This is a genomic window from Phyllobacterium sophorae, assembly GCF_003010965.1.
In the GTDB taxonomy this organism is placed as follows: Bacteria; Pseudomonadota; Alphaproteobacteria; order Rhizobiales; family Rhizobiaceae; genus Phyllobacterium; species Phyllobacterium sophorae.
On record NZ_PGGM01000005.1, the window covers coordinates 39318 to 63603 of the forward strand.

General features: G+C 57.5%; 22 protein-coding genes. 7 read left to right on the forward strand and 15 right to left on the reverse strand.

The genetic code is table 11. The features are described 5' to 3' along the window. Positions 1–268 precede the first annotated feature (268 nt). A complete protein-coding gene (locus CU103_RS12780; RefSeq protein ID WP_106664590.1) occupies positions 269–607 on the forward strand; it encodes a protein tyrosine phosphatase family protein in 339 nt (112 codons plus the stop codon). Between the two features lie 6 nt (positions 608–613). After that, positions 614–1909, forward strand: a complete 1296-nt coding sequence (locus CU103_RS12785; RefSeq protein ID WP_106664591.1) for an aspartate aminotransferase type Ic — start codon at positions 614–616, stop codon at positions 1907–1909. Between the two features lie 49 nt (positions 1910–1958). On the opposite strand, the gene CU103_RS12790 is transcribed toward CU103_RS12785, so the two are convergent. Then, on the reverse strand, positions 1959–3149 hold the full coding sequence (locus tag CU103_RS12790) for an acyl-CoA dehydrogenase (RefSeq protein ID WP_106664325.1): 1191 nt from the start codon (positions 3147–3149) through the stop codon (positions 1959–1961). Between the two features lie 140 nt (positions 3150–3289). Between CU103_RS12790 and mutL the strand changes: the two genes are divergently transcribed. From mutL to CU103_RS12805, 3 genes are all read left to right on the forward strand, one after another. Further along, a complete protein-coding gene (gene mutL, locus CU103_RS12795) occupies positions 3290–5152 on the forward strand; it encodes a DNA mismatch repair endonuclease MutL (RefSeq protein WP_106664326.1) in 1863 nt (620 codons plus the stop codon). 63 nt (positions 5153–5215) lie between these two features. Next, positions 5216–5452 carry a DUF2093 domain-containing protein gene (locus tag CU103_RS12800; RefSeq protein WP_106664327.1) on the forward strand — a complete coding sequence of 79 codons (237 nt, stop codon included), beginning with the start codon at positions 5216–5218 and terminating at the stop codon, positions 5450–5452. A 3-nt stretch (positions 5453–5455) separates the two neighbouring features. Next, positions 5456–5908 carry a hypothetical protein gene (locus CU103_RS12805; protein WP_106664328.1) on the forward strand — a complete coding sequence of 151 codons (453 nt, stop codon included), beginning with the start codon at positions 5456–5458 and terminating at the stop codon, positions 5906–5908. Here the strand turns inward: CU103_RS12805 and lpxK are convergent. The 6 genes from lpxK to CU103_RS12835 are packed head-to-tail and all read right to left on the reverse strand — an operon-like array spanning position 5903 to position 11482. Then, positions 5903–6931: a tetraacyldisaccharide 4'-kinase gene (gene lpxK, locus CU103_RS12810; RefSeq protein ID WP_106664329.1), complete on the reverse strand. Its 1029-nt coding sequence runs from the start codon at positions 6929–6931 to the stop codon at positions 5903–5905. The two genes, CU103_RS12805 and lpxK, sit on opposite strands and share 6 nt — an antisense overlap. Then, positions 6928–8250 (reverse strand): lipid IV(A) 3-deoxy-D-manno-octulosonic acid transferase, encoded by a 1323-nt coding sequence (gene waaA / locus CU103_RS12815; protein WP_106664330.1) that lies wholly within the window; start codon positions 8248–8250, stop codon positions 6928–6930. Before waaA ends, lpxK begins: the two co-directional genes overlap by 4 nt. Then, positions 8247–9020: a lysophospholipid acyltransferase family protein gene (locus CU103_RS12820; protein WP_106664331.1), complete on the reverse strand. Its 774-nt coding sequence runs from the start codon at positions 9018–9020 to the stop codon at positions 8247–8249. Before CU103_RS12820 ends, waaA begins: the two co-directional genes overlap by 4 nt. Positions 9021–9051: 31 nt before the next feature. Further along, positions 9052–9300, reverse strand: coding sequence for a DUF4170 domain-containing protein (locus CU103_RS12825; RefSeq protein WP_106664332.1), 249 nt, complete (start codon positions 9298–9300; stop codon positions 9052–9054). A gap of 42 nt (positions 9301–9342) precedes the next feature. Beyond that, positions 9343–10152, reverse strand: coding sequence for a 3'(2'),5'-bisphosphate nucleotidase CysQ (locus tag CU103_RS12830; RefSeq protein ID WP_106664333.1), 810 nt, complete (start codon positions 10150–10152; stop codon positions 9343–9345). After that, positions 10139–11482: a TldD/PmbA family protein gene (locus CU103_RS12835; RefSeq protein ID WP_106664334.1), complete on the reverse strand. Its 1344-nt coding sequence runs from the start codon at positions 11480–11482 to the stop codon at positions 10139–10141. Before CU103_RS12835 ends, CU103_RS12830 begins: the two co-directional genes overlap by 14 nt. A gap of 140 nt (positions 11483–11622) precedes the next feature. On the opposite strand from CU103_RS12835, the gene CU103_RS12840 reads away from it, so the two are divergent. After that, the gene (locus CU103_RS12840) at positions 11623–13461 is read left to right on the forward strand and encodes a monovalent cation:proton antiporter-2 (CPA2) family protein (RefSeq protein ID WP_106664335.1); all 1839 of its coding nucleotides are present in this window, start codon (positions 11623–11625) and stop codon (positions 13459–13461) included. A 6-nt stretch (positions 13462–13467) separates the two neighbouring features. Here the strand turns inward: CU103_RS12840 and CU103_RS12845 are convergent, their stop codons facing one another. The 5 genes from CU103_RS12845 to CU103_RS12865 are packed head-to-tail and all read right to left on the reverse strand — an operon-like array spanning position 13468 to position 19716. Then, positions 13468–14370 (reverse strand): patatin-like phospholipase family protein, encoded by a 903-nt coding sequence (locus tag CU103_RS12845; protein WP_106664336.1) that lies wholly within the window; start codon positions 14368–14370, stop codon positions 13468–13470. Positions 14371–14384: 14 nt separating this feature from the next. Then, the gene (locus tag CU103_RS12850) at positions 14385–15695 is read right to left on the reverse strand and encodes a M16 family metallopeptidase (protein WP_106664337.1); all 1311 of its coding nucleotides are present in this window, start codon (positions 15693–15695) and stop codon (positions 14385–14387) included. Beyond that, positions 15692–17170 carry a M16 family metallopeptidase gene (locus CU103_RS12855; protein WP_106664338.1) on the reverse strand — a complete coding sequence of 493 codons (1479 nt, stop codon included), beginning with the start codon at positions 17168–17170 and terminating at the stop codon, positions 15692–15694. Before CU103_RS12855 ends, CU103_RS12850 begins: the two co-directional genes overlap by 4 nt. Positions 17171–17217: 47 nt before the next feature. Beyond that, the gene (rsmD, locus tag CU103_RS12860; RefSeq protein WP_106664339.1) at positions 17218–17775 is read right to left on the reverse strand and encodes a 16S rRNA (guanine(966)-N(2))-methyltransferase RsmD; all 558 of its coding nucleotides are present in this window, start codon (positions 17773–17775) and stop codon (positions 17218–17220) included. A gap of 12 nt (positions 17776–17787) precedes the next feature. After that, positions 17788–19716: a pseudouridine synthase gene (locus tag CU103_RS12865; RefSeq protein WP_106664340.1), complete on the reverse strand. Its 1929-nt coding sequence runs from the start codon at positions 19714–19716 to the stop codon at positions 17788–17790. A gap of 98 nt (positions 19717–19814) precedes the next feature. Between CU103_RS12865 and CU103_RS12870 the strand changes: the two genes are divergently transcribed. Continuing rightward, on the forward strand, positions 19815–20246 hold the full coding sequence (locus CU103_RS12870; RefSeq protein ID WP_106664341.1) for a nucleoside deaminase: 432 nt from the start codon (positions 19815–19817) through the stop codon (positions 20244–20246). Here the strand turns inward: CU103_RS12870 and CU103_RS12875 are convergent. The 3 genes from CU103_RS12875 to CU103_RS12885 form a co-directional block, all read right to left on the reverse strand. Then, positions 20243–21229 (reverse strand): Lnb N-terminal periplasmic domain-containing protein, encoded by a 987-nt coding sequence (locus CU103_RS12875; RefSeq protein WP_245448765.1) that lies wholly within the window; start codon positions 21227–21229, stop codon positions 20243–20245. The two genes, CU103_RS12870 and CU103_RS12875, sit on opposite strands and share 4 nt — an antisense overlap. A gap of 108 nt (positions 21230–21337) precedes the next feature. Then, entirely contained in the window at positions 21338–23098 is a 1761-nt protein-coding gene (locus tag CU103_RS12880) for an autotransporter family protein (RefSeq protein ID WP_106664343.1), read from the reverse strand. Next, the gene (locus CU103_RS12885) at positions 23088–24137 is read right to left on the reverse strand and encodes a hypothetical protein (protein WP_146147790.1); all 1050 of its coding nucleotides are present in this window, start codon (positions 24135–24137) and stop codon (positions 23088–23090) included. Before CU103_RS12885 ends, CU103_RS12880 begins: the two co-directional genes overlap by 11 nt. Between the last annotated feature and the right edge of the window lie 149 nt (positions 24138–24286).

Below are 24286 nucleotides of genomic sequence, written 5' to 3' on the forward strand. Positions count from 1 at the left end.
AAGCAACGACCATGCCAACTCGGCCGCGTAGGGCATGTTTTATGGATTGTTCAAAATTATCAGCATATTATCGACTTTTGCCTGAGTGCCGCCCGCAATCAGAATTAGACCCGCGAAAGCGGGTGTTCCCGCACAGCTTATACTTTAGTCATGTAAATTAATTTGATTAATTAATAGGCACATACCAATCGTGAAATTGCTTTGATATGGCGTTAACCTTCTTTTGATGTATGGTGGTGTCGACATTAACTCTCTCCAAGGACAGAAAATGGATATCCGTCGAATTGACGAAGGCTTTGCCGTGACCGGGCAGATTTCACCGGATGATGTGCGCGATATTGCTGCTGCGGGCTATAGTGCAATTATTTGCAATCGTCCCGATGGCGAAGCAGCAGATCAGCCTGAATTCGCCGAGATTGCCCAAGTTGCCGAAAAAGCAGGCATTCCGGTCTATTATGTTCCCGTCGTGTCGGGTCAGTTGACCCAGGATGATGTTGACGCCATGGCCACCGCCCTGGAAGAAGCTGAAGGACCGGTTCTCGCCTATTGCCGCTCCGGCGCACGGTCGACCAATATTTACGGCATTGTTCAGCAGCAAAAAGGCTGAGTGGACATGGTTACAATTGCTGATTTGAACGCCGATGACCTGCAAACGCTGCGCAATAAGGTCCTGGGTGACTACGAAGCTTTTCGTGCCCGCGGCCTCCAGATCGATATGACGCGAGGCAAGCCGAGCCCGGAACAGCTGGATCTTGCCAATGGAATGCTTGCGCTGCCCGGGAATGGCGATCACTTCAGCGAAGCTGGCGAAGACGCACGCAATTACGGTGGTCTGCAAGGCCTGCCGGAGGTGCGCTCGCTGTTTTCCTCAATCATGGGTGCGCCTGCCGACCGCATCGTGGTCGGAGACAATTCCAGCCTTGCTCTCATGCATGATTGTCTTGTTTGGTCGCTGTTCAAAGGCGTTTCAAACGAGATTGAGCCATGGTCGCAACAATCGGGCACACCAGCCTTCATCTGCCCAGTGCCGGGGTATGACCGGCATTTCGCTATTTGCGAAGAATATGGCATTCGCATGCTGCCTGTTCCTCTGACGGGACATGGACCGGATATGGACATGGTCGAGGAACTGGCCGCCGATCCCGATGTAAAGGGCATGTGGTGCGTTCCGAAGTATTCGAACCCTTCGGGAGAGGTCTACTCGACTGAGGTTCTGGAGCGTCTTGCATCCATGCGGACGGGAGCACCTGACTTCCGGCTGTTCTGGGACAATGCCTATGCGGTGCATCACCTGACGGTACATCGGCACGAAATCGCCAACATTCTCGACTTGTGCGAGCAAGCGGGCAATCCTGACAGGGCCTTCGTCTTCGCCTCTACATCGAAGGTAACACTCGCCGGCGCTGGCCTTGCATTGTTCGCGTCTTCCGCAGTGAATGTGAAGTGGTATCTCGCCCGCGCCGGGAAACGCACGATAGGACCCGACAAGCTCAACCAGATCAGGCACGTGCGTTTTCTGAAAAACATCGACGGCCTGCATCAGCACATGGAAGCGCACCGCGCCCTGATTGCTCCAAAGTTTAATACGGTCATCGAAGCGCTGGAAAAGCGGCTGGCCGGGACCGGTGTTGCTAACTGGACCAAGCCCGAGGGCGGCTACTTCATCTGCGTGGACGCCATGGAAGGGACGGCCAAGCATGTTGTCGATCTTGCGCGGCAGGCTGGCGTGGTTCTGACGCCGGCTGGTGCCACCTCCCCGTACGGCCGTGATCCGCACGATCGCACCCTGCGCCTCGCCCCGACCTATCCATCACTTCAGGAAGTTCGGCTGGCTTCGGAAGGCATTGCGCTATGCATTCTTCTGGCCGCGCTTGAAAAGCACTGTACGGCCCTCGCTCACAACCCGTGAATTAATAAGTCTGACCATCGCGATCGATGGTCGGACGTCCACTCCATGCTCAGAAGAACGCCTGAATACCGGTCTGCGCACGGCCAAGGATAAGAGCGTGCACGTCATGCGTGCCTTCATACGTGTTGACCGTCTCGAGGTTCTGCGCGTGGCGCATCACGTGATAGCCGATCTGGATGCCGTTACCGCCATGCATATCGCGGGCGACGCGCGCAATATCGAGTGCCTTGCCGCAATTGTTGCGCTTGACCAAGCTTATCATTTCCGGCGTGACCTTGCCCTCATCGAACAAGCGGCCAACGCGCAGCGAAGCCTGGAGGCCCAACGCAATTTCCGTCTGCATATCCGCGAACTTTTTCTGGAAAAGCTGCGTTGCCGCAAGCGGCCGGCCGAACTGTTTGCGGTCGAGGCCATATTGCACCGTTCGCTGCCAGCAATCTTCCGCGGCACCCAGGACTCCCCAGGAAATACCGTAGCGGGCGCGATTGAGACATCCGAACGGACCCTTCAATCCCGAGACGTTTGGCAGCAGTTGCTCTTCACCAACGACGACGCCATCCATAACAATTTCGCCGGTGATGGAGGCTCGCAGGGAGAGCTTACCGCCGATCTTCGGGGCGGAAAGACCTTTCATGCCTTTTTCCAGCACAAAACCACGGATCTGGCCATCGTGCGCATCGGATTTTGCCCAGACGACGAAAACGTCGGCAATCGGAGAATTGGATATCCACATTTTCGAACCGGACAGGCGGTAGCCATCCGCCACTTTTTCCGCGCGGGTCTTCATGCCAGCAGGATCAGAACCGGCATCGGGTTCGGTCAGTCCGAAACAACCGATCCACTCACCAGATGCGAGCTTTGGCAGGTACTTCTTTCGCTGCTCTTCCGAGCCATATGCATAAATCGGATACATAACCAGCGATGATTGGACGCTCATCATCGAGCGATAGCCACTGTCAACTCGCTCGACCTCACGCGCTACGAGGCCGTAGGCGACATAGGATGCGCCGGCGGTTCCATATTCTTCGGGTAGGGTTACGCCGAGAAGGCCCGATTCACCCATCAGCCTGAAGAGCTCCGGATCAGTCTTTTCCTCAAGATAGGCCTCTTCGATGCGTGGCAAAAGTTCGCCCTGCGCGAAGGCGCGCGCGCTGTCACGGATCATCCGCTCGTCTTCGGTCAATTGATCTTCCAAGAGAAAGGGATCAGTCCAGACAAAGGACGGCTTGGAATTGGCCATGGGTTTTCCTCCTTGATACTTGGAAAAGACCTACCATCAAAATCGTGGTGCTGACCAGATGTTTTCAGCTTAAAATATTTTCCGGGGACTTGTGAAGCGGCCGGATTTCCGCAGTGAACCGAATCCACTATATGTCTTAAATGGCCATCAAACAGCTCACAGAAACCATCATCAACCAGATTGCCGCAGGTGAAGTCATCGAACGGCCCGCGAGTGTCGTGAAGGAGCTTGTCGAAAACGCCATCGATGCGGGTGCGACGCGCATCGAGATCGTCACGGCAGGTGGCGGTAAGAACCTGATACGTGTCACCGACAATGGTTCAGGCATTCCTTCGAACGAGCTGTCGCTAGCCGTTTCACGTCATTGTACATCCAAGCTCACGGACGACGTTCATGATATTCGCGCACTGGGGTTTCGCGGTGAAGCGTTGCCATCGATCGGTTCGGTATCGCGGCTGTCGGTCAAATCACGCAAAGCAGAGGCCGATTCCGGTTTCGAGATCAGCGTGCATGGGGGGAGAATGGATGGTCCGCGCCCAACGCCGATGAATGGCGGAACCATCGCAGAGGTACGCGATCTGTTCTTCGCAACCCCCGCGCGACTGAAATTCATGAAGACGGACCGGGCAGAAGCTTCCGCGATCAGTGACGTGGTGAAGCGCGTCGCCATTGCATTTCCGCATATTCGCTTTTCCATCGCCGGTAGTGACCGTACGCCACTGGACCTCGCCGCAACGGGTGAAGGCTCGGCCGGAATGCTGGAGCGCATTTCGCAAGTGCTGGGTAAGGAGTTTCCGGAAAACGCTATTGCGATCGACGCCATGCGTGATGGTGTGCGTTTGACCGGTTTTGCCGGTATTCCTGCGTTCAATCGCGCCAACAGCCTGCACCAGTTTGCCTATGTCAACGGCCGGCCGGTCCGCGACAAGCAGATATGGGGTGCTATCCGCGGCGCCTATGCCGACGTGATTTCACGCGACCGGCATCCGGTCGTCGTACTTTTTCTTAATCTCGATCCGGCGCTGGTCGACGTCAATGTGCATCCGGCCAAGGCTGATGTACGCTTCCGGGACCCCGGACTGGTGCGTGGGCTTATTGTCGGCGCCATCCGCGAAGCTCTTGGCCAATCGGGCATTCGAGCGGCAACGAGCGGCGCCGAAGCCATGCTGAATTCATTCCGCCTCGGTGGAAGGGAACCCAGCCCACCGGGTGTCACCGGGCAGCACTGGCAGGGCGCAAGAGCGGTCAATCAGAATTACCATGTGCAGCGGTCGCCCTATCGCCCGCTTGAGCCGGAATCCGGTTTCAAGAACAGCGAAAATGGTTTTGCCGAAACGGTTCAGACATTCCTCTACGATCGAGCAGAGGCGCTCGCGGCTGATGCGCGCGCCGGAACGATAGAAGTCGCACCGGACCTGCTGTCGAATCCACTCGGCGCGGCCCGAGCGCAAATTCACGCGAATTACATCGTCTCGCAGACCAAGGACAGTCTGGTGATTGTCGATCAGCACGCCGCGCATGAGCGGCTGGTTTACGAGGCGCTTAAGAACGCTCTGCATTCGCGGCCCCTGCCGGCCCAGATGCTGCTCATCCCGGAGATCGTCGATCTTCCCGAGGAGGACGTCGAACGGCTCGTCGCGCATGCCGAGACTCTAGCGCGCTTCGGCCTCGGCATCGAATCCTTCGGCCCTGGCGCTGTTGCGGTGCGCGAGACACCGTCGATGCTAGGTGAAATAGACACGCCGCAGCTCATTCGCGATCTAGCCGACGAGATCGCCGAGCATGACACATCCAATGGCCTGAAAGCCATTCTCGACCATGTCGCGGCAACCATGGCCTGCCATGGTTCAGTCCGGTCCGGCCGGCGCTTGAAACCCGATGAGATGAACGCGCTGCTGCGGCAGATGGAGGAAACGCCGGGTTCCGGCACGTGCAATCATGGCCGGCCAACCTATATCGAGCTCAAACTCAGCGATATTGAGCGGTTGTTTGGCCGCCGCTAAGTCTTGACCGGCGTGACCGCTGGCGCGTAAATGACCCTGAATGATTGAACTGGAACAAATTTAATGAACAGATTTGAGGGGCCGGGCTCCCGTGAGGCCAAAATTCGCTATCTCGACGGCGACTTTCAGGTCCTGTCACCAGGTTCCTATGTGCTCTGCGCGGTGACTTCGGAGAAGATCCCGCTCGACGAGCTCAAATATTGGAGTGTCGCGCGCCAGGAAGCTTATGCGGACGCGCGGATTTCACTGGAGCGAGAAATCCAAATGAATCCCGCCCTGCGCCAGCGAACGAAGGCCTGACAAATGACATCCCGGCGCGCGGCCCTGACTTCAATATTCGCCCTCGGGCTGTTTGCAGTCAGCGCCTGTACGACCGACGGCGCAAGCCGCGCCCCAGCCTACAGCGGACCGACGAAAACCATTCGCGGCTACTTGCAAGGGCCGCCCTATTATCAGCTTACGGCAAGTTCGGTCGTGTTCGTGGCGGCCCATGATGCCACCGGCGGCAACTCTGCGCCCATGCCCAAGCTCGCCTCTACCAGCTTCACTCTCGGTCGCAATGTTACGTTTCCGGTTGGTTATGAGATCGCGGTGCCGGCGTCCGGGCCGAAACGCGTCGCGCTGGCGGTTGAAATTCGCCGCGCAGGCGCGGTGATCTTCTCCAATGATCGGATGTACAGTCAGACGACGGGCAGCAATCTTGATATCCCGATGCGTGAAGCCCCACCAAAGCTCAAGCTCCGCGGAAGACTATGAGCGCTTGATCTCGCGCATCCGGGCGCGCTCACGCGTTTCACGAATAATGCGCGAGGCAGTTTGCGGATGGCTGAAAGCCAGTTCGATTTCCAATACCAATATGCGCTCGGCAAATGCCCTCGAGGCCAGGCCGCCATCTAACAGCCTCACGTGATCTTTCGCCGTAGTGATCAGTGTGAGACCATCCTTGTCGGCGGCATTTATCAACTCTTCGATGTTCTCATTCGTATAGGGGTGATGATCGGGAAATGACCTTGTTTGCGCAACCGTCGCACCTGCCTCCTGCAGTGTCCTGAAGAATTTGGAGGGATCGCCAATACCCGCGAAGGCAAGCAACGGCTCGCGCGAAATCTCTGCTGTCCGGGGTTTCAATACCGCTTCATAGATAGGCTTAGCAGCACGTGCAGCACTACGCACGAGTTGGTCGGCACCACTGGCGGTGCCAATTTTCAACAATGCGTCGGTACGGACAAGCTGGTCAGTCAACGGCGCGCGCAGCGGACCTCCGGGAAACACGCGACCATTGCCGATGCCACGTCCGGCGTCGACGACCATCAAGGCATAATCAAAATGAAGCCGGGCACTCTGGAAACCATCGTCCATGATGATGAAGTCGCAGCCAGCCGCCTGCAGGGCCTTGGCACCGGCCAGTCGATCCGCAGAAACCACCACTGGAGCATGGCGCGCTAGGAGCATGGGCTCGTCGCCGACGTGGCGTGCACTGTCATGATCAGGATCAACGCGGTGCAGGCCGGAAAATGCCCCGCCGTACCCGCGTGAGACTATCCCCGGCTTGAGACCGGCGGCAACAGCCGCTTGCGCAAAGGCGATCGACGTCGGGGTCTTTCCCGCACCACCCAGGGTAAAATTGCCGATACACAGGACCGGCAAGGGCACAGCAGGAGGATTGGCGCGGCGAATGCGCCGGCCCGCGACGGCACCATAGATTCTCGACAAAGGGCTCAAGGCCCGAGCGCGCCAATCCGGCTTTTCCCACCAGAATGGAGGCGCTTCGCTCGTCATTTCCAGCCGCCTTCGCGATTGCTCAGCCGGGCCTGCAACACAAGAGGCTGGATAAACGGTTCCAGGGCCGTCATGGTGCGCGTCAGAGAGCCGCGCATATCTTCGACCGTTTTCAATCCGGCATCGATCATCACCTGGCGCTCTTCCGGATTGTTGAAGAGGTAATTGACCGCACCCGCAAGCATATCCTTGTCGCGCACAAGCTTCGCCCCGCCATTCTTGATGAGACGCTGGTACGAATCCCGGAAGTTCTGGACATTGCGTCCCGACAGGATAGCCGATCTGAGCATGGCCGGTTCAAGCGGATTTTGACCGCCTTGCGCAGTCAGCGAGCGGCCGACAAAGGCGACTTCCGTCACGCGGAGATAAAGCCCCATGTCGCCGATCGTGTCGCCGAGATATATATCCGTATCCGGCGCGATCTGATCGCCGCGGCTACGCAACGCAACCTTCATCCCCATCTTCTCGATTTCAGCAGCGATTTCTATCGCTCGATCCGGGTGGCGCGGTACAATGATCGTGAGCAAATCGCGATGCCGCGCTTTCAACATATGGTGGACCTGCGCCACGATCTGCTCCTCACCCTGATGGGTGGAGATGGCGGCCCAGGTTTTCCGCGATCCGATCATCCGTTGCAACGCGCTTAGTTCCGCGTCGTTCACAGGCGGGATCGCCGTATCGACTTTCAGATTGCCAGAAACCGTTACCGGTCTTGCGCCCAGCGTACGAAACCGTTCACCGTCGATTTCAGACTGCGCTACGACATGCGCGAGGTTTTCGAACAGAGCTTCCGCTATCGAAGGGCGCTTATGCCAGTTGGCAAAGGACCGATCCGACAAGCGGCCATTGACCAGAACCTGCGGAACCCTGCGGGTCCCCAATTCGAGGATGGTCATCGGCCAGATTTCGGATTCGCAGATAATCGCGAGATCCGGCTGCCAATGAGTAAGGAAACGGTCAACAGCGGGCTTTAGATCGAGCGGAACATACTGGTGGATAACACGATCGCCCAACCGGTCCTGAACCATTTTCGCTGATGTAACCGTACCCGTCGTCAACACAACGTGGATGCCCATATCGACAATTGCTTCCACCAGCGGAGTGACTGCGGAAGTCTCGCCGACACTGGCAGCATGGACCCAAATCAGCGGACCGGAGGGGCGTGCGACGCTGGCGACACCATAACGCTCACCATGACGTCCGCGTTCTTCCTTGCCTTTGCTGGCGCGGAACGCAACATAGGCGCCAACAACCGGGAAGGCCGCTGCACCCACCCATCGATAGGTACTCAGGACCAGACGCGCCCATCGCTCACTCATGCCGCGCCATCCACGAGCTCATGCACCCGTCTAGTGTTCTCATTCAAGCTATCAGTCAACTCAACACGCTTGGCTTCCAGCATCGCATCATCGGCGTCCTCGGGAACAAAGATTGGGTCGCCGACAATCAACCCCGATTTGCCGAATGGCAAGGGAATGGTGGTCTTATCCCAGCTCTTCTCCAGAACTTTCCGGCGAGACGTCAGATAACAAATCGGAAGAATAGGACGACCAGACAATTTCGCCAGGAGAATGACGCCAAATCCCGAGTCACGCGGCGTCCCATGAGGAATATCAGCAATCATCGCCGCCGTCTTACCCTCCTTCAATGCCTTTTTCAGAACGAGAAGCGCTCTCGCGCCTCCCTTCTCCGTTCCTCTCGCGCGCTCCCTCCCCCCAGAGCCGCGCACGATTTCCACCCCGAATCGTTCCGCAACCCGTGCATTGAGTTCCGCATCCTTGCTTTTGGAAAACATCGCAACGAAACGAACGCCACGGGGCATAAGAAATGGCGCCATCAAATGCTGTCCATGCCAGGCAACAGCGATAAACGGTTCGCCGCCGCGCTTCATGTCCTCCAAGTCCGAGGAACCACGCAGCCGGGGATTGGTGATGTGCACGAGCCGGAAAAACTGGGTGATCAGCCAGACGATCAGGGACCGAACCATAGGCGAGTTTGCCAAGGGCCCCCGTACCGACCGCCAAAAACGTTTCAGTGCCCCACCTTTGCGCCGGGGGGCCTTGGTTGTTGCTGAGCTGTTTTCGATCATGCCGTTGTCAATTCGGGACCGCGACGCGCGATCAACCTGCCTTACCCGTATTGGGGTCCAGCAATTTGTGCATGTGGACGATGAAATAGCGCATATGGGCATTGTCGACGGTTTGCTGTGCCTTGGATTTCCATGCGCGCTGCGCGGTCTCGAAATTGGGATAGATGCCGACAATGTCAAGCTTGTCGAGATCGCGGAACTCAACGCCGCCCAATTTTTTCAGCTCGCCACCAAAAACCAGATGCAGCAGCTGTTTCGGCTCGGATGTGTTTTCGCTCATGGTTGCCCGTCCAAAAATTGATCGATGATGATTGTTGCTTGTTTAGCCGAAGGCGGTTTCTGCGACAACGTCCAACATGTTATCCATTAGTAGCCCGCTTGCTGCGACGAGCGCACCGTGGCGGTAATCACCGGTGCTGGTGTTGCGCAAGCCGTAAGTGAGCGCCTTGCCCTCGGCTGTCAAGACATTGCCACCCGCTTCCGAAAGGATGAGATCCGCCGCTGCCAAATCCCAGTCATGGGAATTGGGGCGCACGAACGTCCCGGCAATATCGCCCCGTGCCACCATTGCTATCCTGTATGCCAGAGAGGCTACGTAGGGAGCATGTTCCATCGATGCAAGGAAACGCTCCGGTAGCCGCTTCAGGAATGCGCCTGGTCCTGCAACCTTGAATGGCCTGGTTTCGGCCTGAACTCGAATGACATTGCCATTCTGCTGCGCGCCATGACCAGGCAGTGCGGTAATGATCTCGTTACGGGCGGGGCATTCAAGGACACCTGCGACAGGGCGGCCATTTTCGATGACTGCGACGCTGACGCACCAGACATCAGACCCCTCGATGAAAGCGCGAGTCCCGTCGATTGGATCGACGACAAAGAAACGCTGACGCTGTGACACCGCCCGCTCGTCGTGTGTTTCTTCCGATATCCAGCCGTAGTCGGGCCGGGCCGTCAGCAACATGTCCTTCAGGTATTTGTCCGCCGCCAGATCGGCTTCCGTGACTGGCGAGTTGCCGGTCTTCATCCAGATTTGCGGAGCCTGCTTGAAATAGGACAAGGCAATCTTGCCAGCCCCTTCCGCTGCCTCACGTATAAGCTCGAGATCGTCGCGATTTTGCTTATTTGCCGGCAAGTGTCATGCCTTCGATTACGAGGGTCGGGCTGGCCACGCCGAAATTGCGGTCGATGTCACTGGCTGCGGTAAGATTGAGGAACATCTCTTTCAAATTGGAAGCAATAGTAACTTCGCTCACCGGATAGGAGATCTCGCCGTTCTCAATCCAGAAACCCGATGCGCCGCGGCTATATTCGCCGGTAATCATATCGACACCATGGCCGAAAAGCTCTGTCACATAGAAGCCCGTGCCGACGGCGCGTATGAGCTCTCCCGGGTCCTGTTCACCTGGCTCGATGGCGAAATTTGTCGAAGACGGGACTACCGTGGAACCGGAACGGACGCCCCGGCCATTGGTCGTAAGCCCCAGTTCCTTTGCGGTCGATGTCGACAAGAACCAGTGCTTGAGAACACCATTTTCGATCATGTTCAACGGCACACCCTCCAGACCTTCGCCGTCAAAGGGTCGTGACGAAGGGCCCCGAACCCGCAAAGGATCGTCGGTGACGGTGATTGTTTCGCTCAGTATCTTTTCACCCATGCGATCCTTCAGGAAGCTGGTCTTGCGTGCCACCGATGCGCCATTGATTGCGCTGGCCAAATGGCCGGCCATGCCGCGCGCAACACGAGGATCATAGACCACGTTGACGCGGCCAGTCCTGGCTTGACGTGCGCCAAGCCGCTTGACCGCACGTTCCCCGGCCGAACGGCCGATGGCCGCAGCATCTTCAAGTGCATCGTAATATATTCGTGACGAAAAATCATAATCCCGTTCCATTGCCGTACCACTTCCGGCAATGGCGCTCACGGAACGAGAAAAGCGTGAACCCATATATTGTCCAGCAAACCCATCCGAGGTGACGAGTACGAGCCCCCCCATGCCCGCGGATGCGGAGCCGCCACCCGAGTTGGTTACGCCTTCGACTGCGAGTGCCGCCGCTTCGGCGGCAAGGGCAACCTCAGTCAATTGCGCGGCATCGACGACCGTGGCATCGTAGAGGTCGAGATCGCGTATGTTGCGTACTAGATTTTCCCGTGCCGCCAAGCTCTCATAGGCGTCGTCCGGCGAGACTTTTGCCATGGCGACTGCACGCTCGGCGAGCACCTTTGGGTCAGCACCGGCATTCGCCGATATGCTTGCCACCTTACGGCCCACAAAGACCCGCAGAGAAAATTCGTCGCTTTCCGACGATTCGGTGGACTCAACCTTTCCCAATCGAACGCTGACGCCGGAGGAACGCGACCGTACGACAACCGCATCGGCTGCATCCGCTCCCGCACGCCTGGCAGCTTCGACAAGCGCAGTGGCATTATCTACGAATTCGCGCGAATTTACAGGCTCTGTCATATTCGTCTCTAAGGTTGATTGCATGATAGGATGCAAGGACTTATCTGACACAGGTCAGACGCATACCTTCCTATATGGTGCAAATTGGGGTCTATCAAGGCAACCGAACGCAACAATCTCCCAGTCCGGATAACGAACCTATGCTTTCGCAAAGCGGCAACCTTTATTTTCAGGCATTGGCACTGCTTGCCGGCGCAATCATCGCGGCCCCGCTTTTCAAGCGGCTGGGGCTCGGAACAGTTCTTGGCTATCTCGCCGCGGGTCTGTTGATCGGGCCACTTGCCAATCTTATAACGGATGGCGAACAGGTCCTGCATTTTTCCGAACTCGGCGTCGTGTTCCTGCTTTTTGTAATCGGATTGGAGCTCAAGCCTTCCCGGTTATGGACACTTCGCCACGCGATTTTTGGGTTAGGAGCCGCACAGGTCATCGTCACGGGCGCTGCCTTGACGGCCGTGATCCTGGCATTCAATCTGATGATGTGGCAAGCGGCTGTCGTGACCGGCTTTGGTCTCGCCCTTTCCTCAACGGCATTCGCCATGCAGATTTTGGAAGAACGCGGCGAAACAGCAACGCAGCACGGCCAGACTTCGTTTGCCATCCTGCTGTTCCAGGATCTGGCAATCGTGCCACTCCTCGCAATGATTCCTGTTCTTGCGCCCGACTCGGCGCAGCACCAAGCCGATCCGCTTGGCCAATTTCTCATTGCGGTTATCTGCATTGGCGCGATCGTCGCTGTTGGCCGCTATCTGCTCAATCCACTTTTCCGCTTCATCGCCAATACCGGCGCGCGCGAGGTCATGATTGCGGCCGCACTTTTCGTCGTGATTGGCGCTGCTGTGCTGATGCAGTTCGCCGGTCTCTCCATGGCGATGGGCGCTTTCATTGCTGGCGTCCTTCTGGCGGAATCGTCCTATCGGCATGAACTCGAAGCCGATATCGAACCGTTTCGTGGTGTTTTTCTCGGCCTGTTCTTCATCGCCGTCGGGCTTTCGCTTGACCTTGAGGTAATTCTCAATAATTGGGTCGACATTCTTCTGGCCGTGCCGGTATTCATGGCCATCAAGGCGCTTCTCGTCTACGCACTGGCGCGGCTGTTTCGCTCCAGTCACAACGACGCCATCCGCATCGCCTTCTTCCTGCCGCAGGGTGGTGAGTTCGGTTTCGTATTGTTTTCGACAGCTGCAGCGGCGGGATTGATGAGCGGCTCCACTGCGTCCGAACTGATCGCCGTCGTAACACTGTCAATGGCCGTCATGCCGCTATCCGTTGCGCTCGGAAACAAGTTTCTGGTCAATCATGACACCGATGTTGAAATCGACGAGGATTTTGAAGGTGCTGGCTCCGACGTTATGATGATCGGATTCTCGCGTTACGGGCAGATCGCCGCGCAAATCCTTCTGGCAGGCGGTAGCGATGTGACCGTGATCGATGCTTCGGCCGATCGTATCCGGGCCGCGGGGCGATTCGGGTTCCGCATCTATTTCGGCGACGGTACGCGCAAGGAAGTGCTGGAAGCGGCGGGAATCAGACAGGCGAAAATCGTTGCGGTTTGCACGCACAAAAAGGAAACAACTGACCAGATCGTTGAAATGATCCAGGCGGAATATCCGGACATCAAACTTTTCGTGCGTTCCTATGATCGCGTCCACACACTGAAATTGCGGGCACGCGGCGTTCACTACGAGTTGCGTGAAACGTTCGAATCCGGTCTGGTCTTTGGCCGCCGGACGCTGGAAGAGCTCGGAGTCAGCGAAGAGCTCGCTTACGAGATCATGCAGGACATCAGGCGTCGCGACGAGGACCGACTGCATATTCAGGCGTCGGAAGGCCTGACAGCCGGCAATGATCTGCTGTTGACTCGGCCTGTTACGCCTGAGCCTTTGATCAGGCCGACCCGTGAAGCCAAGCGTATCGATACGGTAAAAGACGAAGAAATGGATATTGCGGTCGAGGCCGATGCAACACCGGCTGAGTAAGTCCTTTCACTCGGGCTCCCGACGTTCGGCATAGGTGATGGCTGCATCAACGGCCCGCTTCAATTCGTCCTTGATGCCAGCAGAATCCCTCAGAACCTGTTCGACCCTCAGGAAATCGAGGACGCCAAACCGGGCAACGCTCGGACGCAGGAAAATCGCCGGAGGATCAGTGCGAAGCCGTGTTGCGATAATCGACTGCATCATCAATTGGCTGGCCCCGAACATCGCATCGATCGATGATGGGAACCTGCCAATATCCCCTTCTGGGCCGCCGACGACATCAATGGCAATGACAAACTGCGCCTTGTGCTTCAAGTGGTCGAAGGGAACGGGATTGTAGATGCCGCCGTCGATCAGAATTCGATCATCACGCCTGACGGGCCGGAACAATGCCGGTATGGCTGCCGAAGCGCCAATGGCGCTGAAGAGGTCGCCATTGGCGATTGGCACTTCGCGCTGCCCATAGAAATCTGTAGCGGTGACACTCAAGGGAATGCGTAGTTCTTCGAAGGTGTCGGGGATCCGGTCTGGAAGGAAGTTTCTCAGGACCCTTTCGATATTGAATTGGCCGAGCCGGATTCCCCCGCCGAACATTTCTCCGAAACTTGCTGGCCGCAGGCGCCACAACCGGGCAACAATTTCGGCGCGGCGCGACAGCGTGGCCACAGCATATTCATGGATATCGCGCCCGGACATGCCCGCCGCCATGCCGGCTCCCATGATTGCTCCAATGGAGGAGCCGGCGATTGCCACCGGGCGGATGCCAAGTTCATCCATTGCCTCAATGACATTTATATGTGCAAGGCCCCTCGCTCCCCCACCACCGAAAGCGATGGCGAAAGTGGGTTCTCCGGTTGCTCCGGCGTCTTCGGTTGATCCATTTCCCTCGGCCAGACCGCGTGCAACCATGACGTTTTACTCAATCAGGATTGCGGCGGTCCGACGATCAAAACGGCCGGATCTGTATCAAGAAGTTTCCTTGCCACTGTCTTCACCTCATCCAGCGTCACTGCGTTGATCAGGTCCGCGCGCTTGTCTATGTAGTCCCGTCCAAGGTTTTCATCCTGCAGGCCAAGCAGCGTGCTGGCAACTGCCGACGACGAGTCAAGATTGTTCACCGCATAGGAACCAACCAGATATTTCTTGGCCTCGACCAGTTCCTCTTCCGTGGGGCCGTCCTTTGCCATCTTGGCGATTTCCGTTTTCAGGATCTGCAGGGTTTCGTTGGCACGATCTGCCCTCGTGGCGGTCGATATCATGAGGGCCGCCATGTGGTCGCGATTGACCAGGTTTGAACCCGCCGAATAGGCAAGGCCGCGCTTTTCCCGTACTTCATTGTAGATGCGCGAAGAGAATGTGCCGCCGCCCAGAATGTGGTTCATGATGTAGGCAGGGAAGAAATCCGGATCCTGGCGGCGTATACCCGGATAGACCATGGAAATCGAAGTCTGCGGCAGAGCATAGTCGACGCGCGTCGTCTGACCAAAACCGAGTTTGGCGTCGCTTACCGGCTGGAGCTCGGCTTTCGCAGGCAGATCGCCGAAAACCTTGTCGAGAAGCGGGGCCAAATCTTCTGGACTGATCGAGCCGACCACGCCGACGATCAGGTTATCCCGCGCAAAGTTGCGCTTGTGGAAGGCAACCAGATCGTCACGGGTTATCGTGGTCAGACTCTGCTCCGTGCCGTCGGATTGGCGCGCATAGGGATGATCACCATAGAGGGCTTCGGCGAATTTGCGTCCGGCAATCGTATTCGGATCACGTTCGGATGCCTTTATCCCGGCAACCACCTGCTGGCGGATCCGATCGATGGGTGCCTGATCGAAACGAGGCTCGTTGACCGCAACTGCAAGAAGATCGACGGCGGTGTCACGTTTGTCAGCAAGCATGCGAATAGAGCCGGTGATGCGGTCATCATCGGCGTTGAATCCCATTTCAGTCCCGACGTCGTCGAGCTTCGCCTGAAACGTGTCCGAATCCAGATCTCCTGCGCCTTCATCAAAAAGCCCGGTCATCAAATTGGCGAGACCTTCCTTGCCTTTCGGATCTTGCGAAGAGCCCCCCTTGAACGAAAAGCGCATAGAGATCAGAGGCACGAAATCATCCTGCACCAGCCAGGCCCGGATGCCTTTGGGCGAGACGACTTCCTTGATTTCAACGGCGTGGCCCGGCGAAACTGCAAAAAGCATCAACAACAGCGTGGCAGCAAGTCGCCTAAACATTGGTGCGGTCATTGAACGACTCCCTGCGCCGGCGGTTCCGGCAATTGTGTTTCTCCGGCCGCAGGTGTCTCTGCCTCAACCTTCTGGTCAGGCTTGCCTTCCTCGGGCATCAGATAGCTGGTGACTGAGCGGCCATCGACGAGATAGCGCTTCGCAACATCCTGAATGTCCTGAACTTTCACCGCGCGGATCCGGTCCGGCCATTCCTGGATGTCCTTTATGGTTTGCCCGGTAGAGAGCGTGGAACCATAGATACGGGCCATACTCGACTGGCTGTCACGGGCAAAGATCATGCTCTTGAGAAAGCGGTTGCGTGCCTTTTCAAGTTCGTCAGCAGTAATGCCGTCCTTGATGATTCTGGCGATTTGCGCGTCGATGCCGGCCTCGACATCAGTTAGCGTGGCGGAACCGCGCGGGGAACCATAGATACCGAAACTTCCGTCATCAAGCGATCCGCCCTGATAATAGGCACCGGCGCTGGCGGCGAATCCATCCTGTACGACCAGCGCCTGATAGATCCGGCTGCGAGACGAACCGCCGAGCACCTCACTCAAGAGATCAAGCGCCTCTGCTTCGCCAGGTCTTGCACTCGTATAGGACGGCACGAGCCACATTTTCTGGAAACTGGGCTGCGACACGCGCGGATCGGCCATGGAAACCGTCCGTTTGGTGTTCTGTTCCGGCTCTTGCGGACGCACGCGCGCGCCGGGATCCGCCCGGCGCGGTACCTTGCCATAGGTCTTTTCCGTCAGAGCCTTGACCGTATCAAGATCGACGTCACCCGAGACAACCAACGTGGCATTGTTGGGCGTATAGTATTTTTCATAGAATGCCAGCGCATCCTTGAGGTTGAGTTGCTCCATTTCATGCAGCCAACCAATCACTGGCATCCTGTAAGGGTGGTTCTGATAAAGCGTTGCATTGACCTCTTCCGCGAGAAGGGCTCCCGGATCGCCATCTATGCGCGAGCGGCGTTCCTCCAGCACGACATCGCGCTCCGTCTTGACCACGTCCTCATTGAGTATGAGGTTTTCCATGCGGTCCGCCTCATAGGTCATGACCATTTCAAGCGCTTGCGGCGCGACCTGCTGGTAGAACGCGGTGTAGTCATAGGAAGTGAACGCATTTTCCTGACCACCGATCTCGGCAACCTTGCGCGAGAATTCCCCGGCGGGATAGGTCTTGGTGGCCTTGAACATCAGGTGTTCGAAAAAATGGGCAATGCCGGACTTGCCCGGTTCCTCATCCGCGGATCCGACATGATACCATAGCATATGCGTGACCACCGGCGCGCGATGATCGGGGATCACCACGACTTCAAGGCCATTTTCCAAACGAAAAGATGAAACGTCGTCCTCATCAGCCTTGTCGGCTGTTACCGGCGCTGTGGCTAATGTTTCTGCTCTTGCCGCAAGAAAGGAAGCCGGGGCTGTAAGGGCGCCGATCAAGACAAATGCCGCAATCGCGCGGCTCGGAGCAAAGGACATTCAGATCTATCCAGTTCTGTTTCAGGATGACGATACAATCGCGGTCTTTACGACTTCAATGTGACAAGCCTTATAACCGTTCCGCCGTAGGGACGCTCCTCAACAATGCGGAATCGCGGATCGAGATCGACCATCGCCTCGGCCTCTTCTTCAAGCACCAGAAGTGTGTCGGGATTGAGCCAGCCGCCGTCAAGCGCGGATTTGAATGCCATTTCGCCAAAGCCCCTGCCATAGGGCGGATCGGCGAAAACCAGATCAAACGGCTCAATGGTTCCCGCATCTCCAAGCTTGGTCGCGTCGCGACGGAAAATCTTGGTGTTGCCGAGCAGGCCAAATGTTTCGACATTGGTGCGGATCAGCCCACGCCCTTCTGTCGATTCCTCGATGAAAACGCCATAGCGTGCACCGCGTGACAGGGCTTCAAGACCAAGCGCACCCGTCCCGGCGAAAAGATCGAGAACGCGAGTCGATTCAAATTTTTCCGGATAATTGTGTACCAGAATGTTGAAGAGGCTTTCACGCGTCCGGTCGGTCGTCGGCCGGATCGCGTTGGAGCCTGGCGTCGCCAAAGCGCGCCCGCGAAATTTTCCGCCGACAATCCGCATCAGAGCATGCCCTTAAGATTTAGGCTTGTTGCCGCGTGGCGGGCGACCCGCACCACCGCCGGAGCCACCACGTGGTGAGCCGCTACGAGGTGCTGCACTTTTCGGGCCACCATAAGGCCGGTCGCCGCCCTTGCCATCCTGACGGCCAGGAGCACGCGTCGGCTTGCCGCTGGCGCCGTAGGGACGTTCTGAACGGTTTGGCCGCTCAGACTGGGCTGGTTTGTCGCCCCGAGCTTCGCGCTCTTTCAATTCGGCACGTTCTCTCTTGCCTACGCGTGGCGGGCGAGCGGGACGCGTGTCTTCGCGTGTACCTTCGGGTCGGTTCGATCCGAAAGCCCGCTTCGGACGCTCTGCCCCGTCATCATCACCGCGCGGCGGGCGCGGAGAATAGCTGCGCGGCTTGTCGCCGCCGGCAAATCCACCGGCAGGACGGTCCGTTCTTGGCCTGTCGCGATCTTCCCGGGGGCGATCCCCGGCCGAGCGTTCACTGGGAGAACGGGCTGGGCGCGCCGCGCCTTCACCGAAACGCTTTGGCTTGTCGGGACTCGCGCCCTCCGAACGATTGCGCTGGTTACGCGATTCCACAGCTTTGGCACGCGCCGCACCCATGGGACGGGCGCCGGGCGCCATCCAAACATTGGCCGAGCGGGATTTACGCGGAGCAAGTGCCTCGTCCTCCTTGCGCTCGCGATCCGCTTTCGATGCGACGCCGCCGCGTGGCTTTTGTTCACCGTCGCGGGGTGGCCGGGCTGGCCGCTCGTCGCGAGCTCCCCTTGCTGGCCGGTCATCACGGCTCGCGCGCGGTGCTGCCGGTCGGTCCGTAGGGGCCGTCGTCCAGCGCGAAAGATTCTCTTCCCGCTGTTCATCTTTGGATTTGCGCGGCGGGCGCTTCTTAGCCACAGGCGCGCTTGAAATCCATTCGGACGAGCGGCGCACAGGACGTTCGCGTGCTTCTGCAGATGGCTGCTGCACGGCCTCGCCTTTCACAGCTTCGTTTGAAAACACATTGATGATCGGTGCATCGAAATCCGCACCCGACTCTTCGATCAGCCGTTCGCCGAGCTGGTCGCGCAAGGTGCGACCGTTCATTTCCCGTACGGAGCCTTCCGGAAGGTCGCCAAGCTGGAACGGCCCATAGGATATGCGGATCAGGCGATTGACCGAAAGTCCAAGTGCGCCGAGCACATTTTTGACTTCCCGGTTCTTGCCCTCGCGCAGCCCAACCATGATCCAGACATTCGAGCCTTGTTCGCGCTCCAGCGTCGCTTCGATTGCGCCGTAGAAGACGCCATCGACAGCGATGCCGTCTTTTAATGTATCGAGCTTTTCCTGGGTGACGCTGCCATGCGCGCGAACGCGGTAACGGCGGAGCCAGCCGGTGGAAGGCAACTCCAGCGCGCGGGAAAGTCCCCCATCATTGGTCAGAAGCAAAAGGCCCTCAGTATTAATATCGAGGCGGCCAACGGACAGAACGCGCGGCATATCCTTGGGCAACGATTCAAAGACCGTCTGGCGCCCTTCCGGGTCGCGGTTCGTCGTCACCAAGCCCGCAGGCTTATGATAGAGCCACAGCCGGGTACGCTCCTTTTCCGGCAGCGGCTTGCCATCCACTTCGATGCGATCGGTGCGCAGAACATTGATGGCGGGGCTTTCCAACCGCTTGCCATTTACGGAGACACGGCCGGCGGCAATCATGGTTTCGGCCTCGCGCCGCGAAGCTATGCCGGCACGGGCCAGACGCTTGGCAATTCGCTCACCTTCTTCGACAGGTGCTTGGTCATGCGATGTGCGTGCTACAAAACCGCGCTTTGCGGGAGCTGCATCATCGAACTTGCGTGGCCCCTTGGAACCGAAATGGCTGCCGCCGCCGTCCTTCTTGTCGAAGCTGCGCTTTTCAAAGGGGCGTTTCCCGCCCTTTTTGTCGTCATTTGAACTTGTCATGGAATGTTTGCCTTTCAGCAGGGCTCACTACCAGCTATGACGTGCTCTTGCGAGTAAATTCTGGACAATGAGACGGCGTGAACCAAAAAACTGACCCAATGAGTGTGGCTTTGACTGAAGCGCATGGCGCCGCAGCGCGTGGCGAAGTGCCCATCGGTGCCGCTCTGGTCAAGGATGGAACCATCCTTGCCAGCGCGGGAAACCGTACGCGCGAGTTGAACGATCCCACCGCTCATGCGGAAATTATTGTTATTCGCGAAGCCTGCCAGATTCTCGACAATGAACGCCTTACCGGGTGCGATCTCTATGTGACGCTCGAGCCATGCACCATGTGTGCCGCCGCGATCTCGTTCGCCCGCATCAGGCGGCTCTACTACGGCGCGCAAGATATCAAGGGCGGCGGGGTGGAAAACGGGGCTCGGTTTTACGCGCAGCCCACCTGTCTGCATGCGCCGGAAGTCTATTCCGGATTCAAGGAGCAGGAGGCGGAAGTCATTCTCAAGGAATTCTTCCGCACCAAAAGACTCTAGTTTTCAACGCGGATTTTCGCAGAGAAATCCGGATCATTATCGGCATCCAGGGCGCGCTGGTTGATCAGGGCTGATTTGATCACCTCGACCAGCGGCCGCTGCCGGTCGATGGCGCCAAGGTCGTAAAGGTAGCCCGGCAGATAGCCCGACAGGACAATACGATAGTCGAGCGGAATATCCGGCGTTATCGCACGCACCATGTCGAAAATTACGCTCGTGCAGTTGGCCGTTATCGTGTTGTAGAATTTTGCAGTCGTGGCCAGTTGGTTGGCATTGTTGAGGTAGGACAGAAACAGCGCCTGGCGGGTCTCCGGCTTGAGGTTGATGCGGTAGCGATAGACGTCTTCCTTGCGGATATTGGTGCGCAGGCGAACGATGTCGCGCTCGTCGGCAGCGATCATGGCCAGTTCGAACTCCTTGAAGAAACCACCAATTTCCGAAAATTGCTCGTGCCGTTCCTTGCGGATTTCCGCCGAAAAAACAACGTGATCGCCATTGTTGAAGCCGAAGCTGACCAATGTATGGGCAATGGCAGGATTGGACCAATAGGACAGAAACACATCGACCGATGCCAGATCCTGAAGATCATAGGTACGGACCTCCCAGCGCGGCGTGAAATCCGCCGGCGTCCGCCATTCGAAATTGCGCACATTGGACAACGTCACATAGTTGCCGTTGAGCGTACCGGTCACGGTCTGCGCTACATCTTCAGCCCAGATACGGTTCAGGGACGGCGTGATCGTACTCCACCAGTATCCAAGGCCAATCATCAATGGGATCAAGACGATCAGCGCACGGCGCGGGCGTCCCTTGAATTCAAGCCACAGCACCGCGAAGCCGGCAGCTGCCCAGAGAATAAGACAGCCAATATTTCCGGCAACACCAAATGGCAATTGGTACCAGAGCGCAAATCCGCCCCAGAGGAAACCAAACAACGTCAGCAGGACAAGCAGGATCAGTCCAAGAAAGCGCAGGATGAACAATTGTTGCGGTCCTCGATTGGAAGGATGGAAGCGACGCATTATCCTTATAGAGGAAAACAATGGACCGAGGCATCTGTCCGTTCAATTTTTTGGACGAGGTGGTTCAGACTAGAATCGTACGGTCAGATCGGCCCGCACGCCATGGTCCTGAACCTCGCTGGCAACCTGTCCCTGGTAGTACAGGCTGAAGGTTGTAGCCGATGCGAGATCGACATCGAATCCCACTTCGAGCAGCGCCGCATCGCGCGCTATCGGGAGTCCAGAAATTTCGAACGCATTCATTCCCGTAAAAGCAAGGCGCGATAGCGGTGTGATATCGCCATAAGCATGGCGCCAACCAATCATACCGCGCATCGTCGCTTCCATCGACCCTATTGGCAGCTGCGTCGATGCACGCAGCCCGAGCGTGCTGAATGTTATGTCGGTGTTTGAGGAGCTGGCCGAAAGTACGGCAGAGCCGCCCTCTTCAGCAAAGCCGTCGAGGTGGAGATTGGCATAGGACAGATTGGCGAAAGGTTCGAGGTCGACACTCCCGGCCTTGATCCGATAGCCCAATTCGCCGAAAATCTGGGCCGTTCCGCCATCATAGTCTGCCGTTAGACGCTCCCGCGATCCCGTGAACTGAACCAACCGATCAGTGCTGATATCGTGCCACGTATAGCCTGCGCCGGACCGCAGACTTAGCGCGCCGAATTCTGCGCCACCGTAGATGCCAAGATGGATACTATCGATCGAGGAGGAGGCATCAAGGCTGGTTTCATCGATACTGGCGTAACTATAGCCTGCGAGAATACCTAGCCGCCCATTATCCCCGATGGGAGCGTCGCCGCCGATCAGAAGACCGCCCAGGGATCGGTCCACACCTGGTACATTATCGTTGCTGTCCCAGTCTGCCCATGAACCGAAGCCCTGTCCCCATACAGCAAACTGATCAGTTGCTACGGCATCGGGTTCGGTGCCGGCCGGACCGTAAGCCAGTATTGGTATTGCCGGCGCGGCAACACCACCGAACGCGGCACGCAGCCGATTATTCTCGGCATCCCTGATGAACCGGCTGTCATCGAGCAGCACACTTGTTATGGAGACATGGATCTCGCCCGGAAGCTGGGCAATAGTCAAAGGCGCAGTTGCAGCATCGAGTCCCAACATGTTCTGGACCAGAGGATGATCCCCAGCCGGATTGTTCGCGATAAAATCGTCAATGGACTGCGCGGCATTCCGCTGATTGGGCGTTTCCGCCAGATCCGAAATGGCAATATTGTTGCGGCGCAAAGTCAGCATGACGTTGTTCGGGTCATAGGTCAGCGTGGGATCAAGGAATTGTAGATTGGACGAGACATCCGTGAACCGAGTGCCATTCAAACCCCCCATAGCGGAAAGAATGGTGTAGTCCGTCTGAAAGCGCCATTTTCCTGTTGACGCGATGACATCAACATGTCCGGCGAGGGCGGCAACTCCGGAGACGAGTGTCTTGTCGTTGCTGCCAGCCGGATCGACCTCCACGCGATAGACCGATCCTTGATTGGACGTGAGATCGCCATTAACGCTGATTGTGCCGATGGAGTTGCCCGGCGAGAGCACACCGCCATCGCCGATCGCCGTGGAGCCTAGTGTGCCGTTGCCGCCCAGCAAGGTGCCAGCGCCAATATCGATCACCCCGCCAAGCGTACCGTTGACGATGAGTTGGCCACCCATGACATGGGTGCTACCGGTAAAGCCACCGCTGTTGCCGGTCAGGATTGTCCTGCCGGAGGCCATATTCAACGTTCCGGCACCGCTCATACCAGGCGAGAACACGTACGAGATCTGATTGTGATTGAAATTGATCGCGCCGGTGCCTTGCCCGAAGGCGATGGTATCAGCCTGCAAGGTGCCACCTTCGAGATTGATGGTACCGTTTGCCGATCGATCCGCTGCTTACCACAGCGCCTTCGCCGACCGTCAACGTCCCATTGCCCCGCGAACCGACGTTGAGCACATCGCCGGCCGCAAGGATCGAACCGCTTCCGGTTACGACAACAGTGCCGGTTCCTGCCCCCGGGAGGATGCTCTGAGAGGCAAGACCTTCTCCCCCGCCGATTTCCGTGATTCCGGCACTGCGGACGGAACCACCATTCGCCACAGTCATGGAGCCTGTGCCACCCAGCCCCACAAACAGGTTCTGGCCTGTATCCAGCAGCGCATCTGTCCCTTGAACGGTGACTGTCCCATCACCTCCTGCCAGCCTTCCGATTGCAACTGCAACGGAACTTTGAACGGTACCGCCGGCGGCGATCCCCAACGTGCCGGTTCCGCCTTGCCCAACCAACAGGCGTTCGCCGGGGGCCCAGAATGAATCCGTTCCTGCAACGCGAACGACGCCTATGCCGCCCGGACTGAGCCCTATCGCCGATCGGGGAACAGAGCCATCAATGGCGATACCGTCATTGACCACCCTGGCACCATTCTCGATTGTCAACGAGCCTGTCCCGCTTTCGCCGACGACAAGAAGATTCCCAAAATTGAAAGTGGAACCCTCTCCCGTCACAATGACATCGCCGACGCTTCCGGAGAATACGCCGATGCGGGAATGTTTGAATGACCCGGTGGGATTGTCCGTTCCCAGGAAGACAATACCACCATTGCTGATGGATAACGCGCCCTGTTGCGACGCTCCTACGTAAAGGACATATCCGGCATTCCATGGGTTCGGTTTGACGCCCACGCCGGCATCAGGGTCGGTAAGCACGTCGCCGCTGACCACAACCTCTTGCGCAATGGCGTTATCCCGCACCTCCGCGAGGCCGATAGTGAGCAGGATAAGAAGCAGGTATTTTTTCCAAATACCCCTATTGATCTTGTCCGCCAGTGATCGCGTCACCGGAACAGAAACCACATCAAAACCGCCACCATGGTGAATTTCGCTCATCTTTGCCTTGGCAGTGAAAAACAGCCAATGCCAGAGAACAGAGCGCCCCCAATTCAAGCATGGGGATAATACTATAGTATTAGTGTCATCACAATCTATGCATTTTGATGTAGTTGGTTGTACTTCTGCAATAGCAGCAAGCCTGCCAC

Coding starts and splice junctions, on each gene's coding strand:
- CU103_RS12845 (WP_106664336.1), bottom strand. CDS start 14,370: ATGGTTGCACGCGGTCTGGCCGAGGGAAATGGATCAACCGAAGACGCC.
- CU103_RS12805 (WP_106664328.1), top strand. CDS start 5,456: ATGACATCCCGGCGCGCGGCCCTGACTTCAATATTCGCCCTCGGGCTG.
- CU103_RS12855 (WP_106664338.1), bottom strand. CDS start 17,170: ATGTCCTTTGCTCCGAGCCGCGCGATTGCGGCATTTGTCTTGATCGGC.
- CU103_RS12865 (WP_106664340.1), bottom strand. CDS start 19,716: ATGACAAGTTCAAATGACGACAAAAAGGGCGGGAAACGCCCCTTTGAA.
- waaA (WP_106664330.1), bottom strand. CDS start 8,250: ATGAGTGAGCGATGGGCGCGTCTGGTCCTGAGTACCTATCGATGGGTG.
- rsmD (WP_106664339.1), bottom strand. CDS start 17,775: ATGCGGATTGTCGGCGGAAAATTTCGCGGGCGCGCTTTGGCGACGCCA.
- CU103_RS12885 (WP_146147790.1), bottom strand. CDS start 24,137: ATGAGCGAAATTCACCATGGTGGCGGTTTTGATGTGGTTTCTGTTCCG.
- CU103_RS12840 (WP_106664335.1), top strand. CDS start 11,623: ATGCTTTCGCAAAGCGGCAACCTTTATTTTCAGGCATTGGCACTGCTT.
- CU103_RS12790 (WP_106664325.1), bottom strand. CDS start 3,149: ATGGCCAATTCCAAGCCGTCCTTTGTCTGGACTGATCCCTTTCTCTTG.
- CU103_RS12800 (WP_106664327.1), top strand. CDS start 5,216: ATGAACAGATTTGAGGGGCCGGGCTCCCGTGAGGCCAAAATTCGCTAT.
- CU103_RS12825 (WP_106664332.1), bottom strand. CDS start 9,300: ATGAGCGAAAACACATCCGAGCCGAAACAGCTGCTGCATCTGGTTTTT.
- CU103_RS12820 (WP_106664331.1), bottom strand. CDS start 9,020: ATGATCGAAAACAGCTCAGCAACAACCAAGGCCCCCCGGCGCAAAGGT.
- CU103_RS12870 (WP_106664341.1), top strand. CDS start 19,815: ATGAGTGTGGCTTTGACTGAAGCGCATGGCGCCGCAGCGCGTGGCGAA.
- CU103_RS12785 (WP_106664591.1), top strand. CDS start 614: ATGGTTACAATTGCTGATTTGAACGCCGATGACCTGCAAACGCTGCGC.
- CU103_RS12780 (WP_106664590.1), top strand. CDS start 269: ATGGATATCCGTCGAATTGACGAAGGCTTTGCCGTGACCGGGCAGATT.
- mutL (WP_106664326.1), top strand. CDS start 3,290: ATGGCCATCAAACAGCTCACAGAAACCATCATCAACCAGATTGCCGCA.
- CU103_RS12850 (WP_106664337.1), bottom strand. CDS start 15,695: ATGACCGCACCAATGTTTAGGCGACTTGCTGCCACGCTGTTGTTGATG.
- lpxK (WP_106664329.1), bottom strand. CDS start 6,931: ATGACGAGCGAAGCGCCTCCATTCTGGTGGGAAAAGCCGGATTGGCGC.
- CU103_RS12835 (WP_106664334.1), bottom strand. CDS start 11,482: ATGACAGAGCCTGTAAATTCGCGCGAATTCGTAGATAATGCCACTGCG.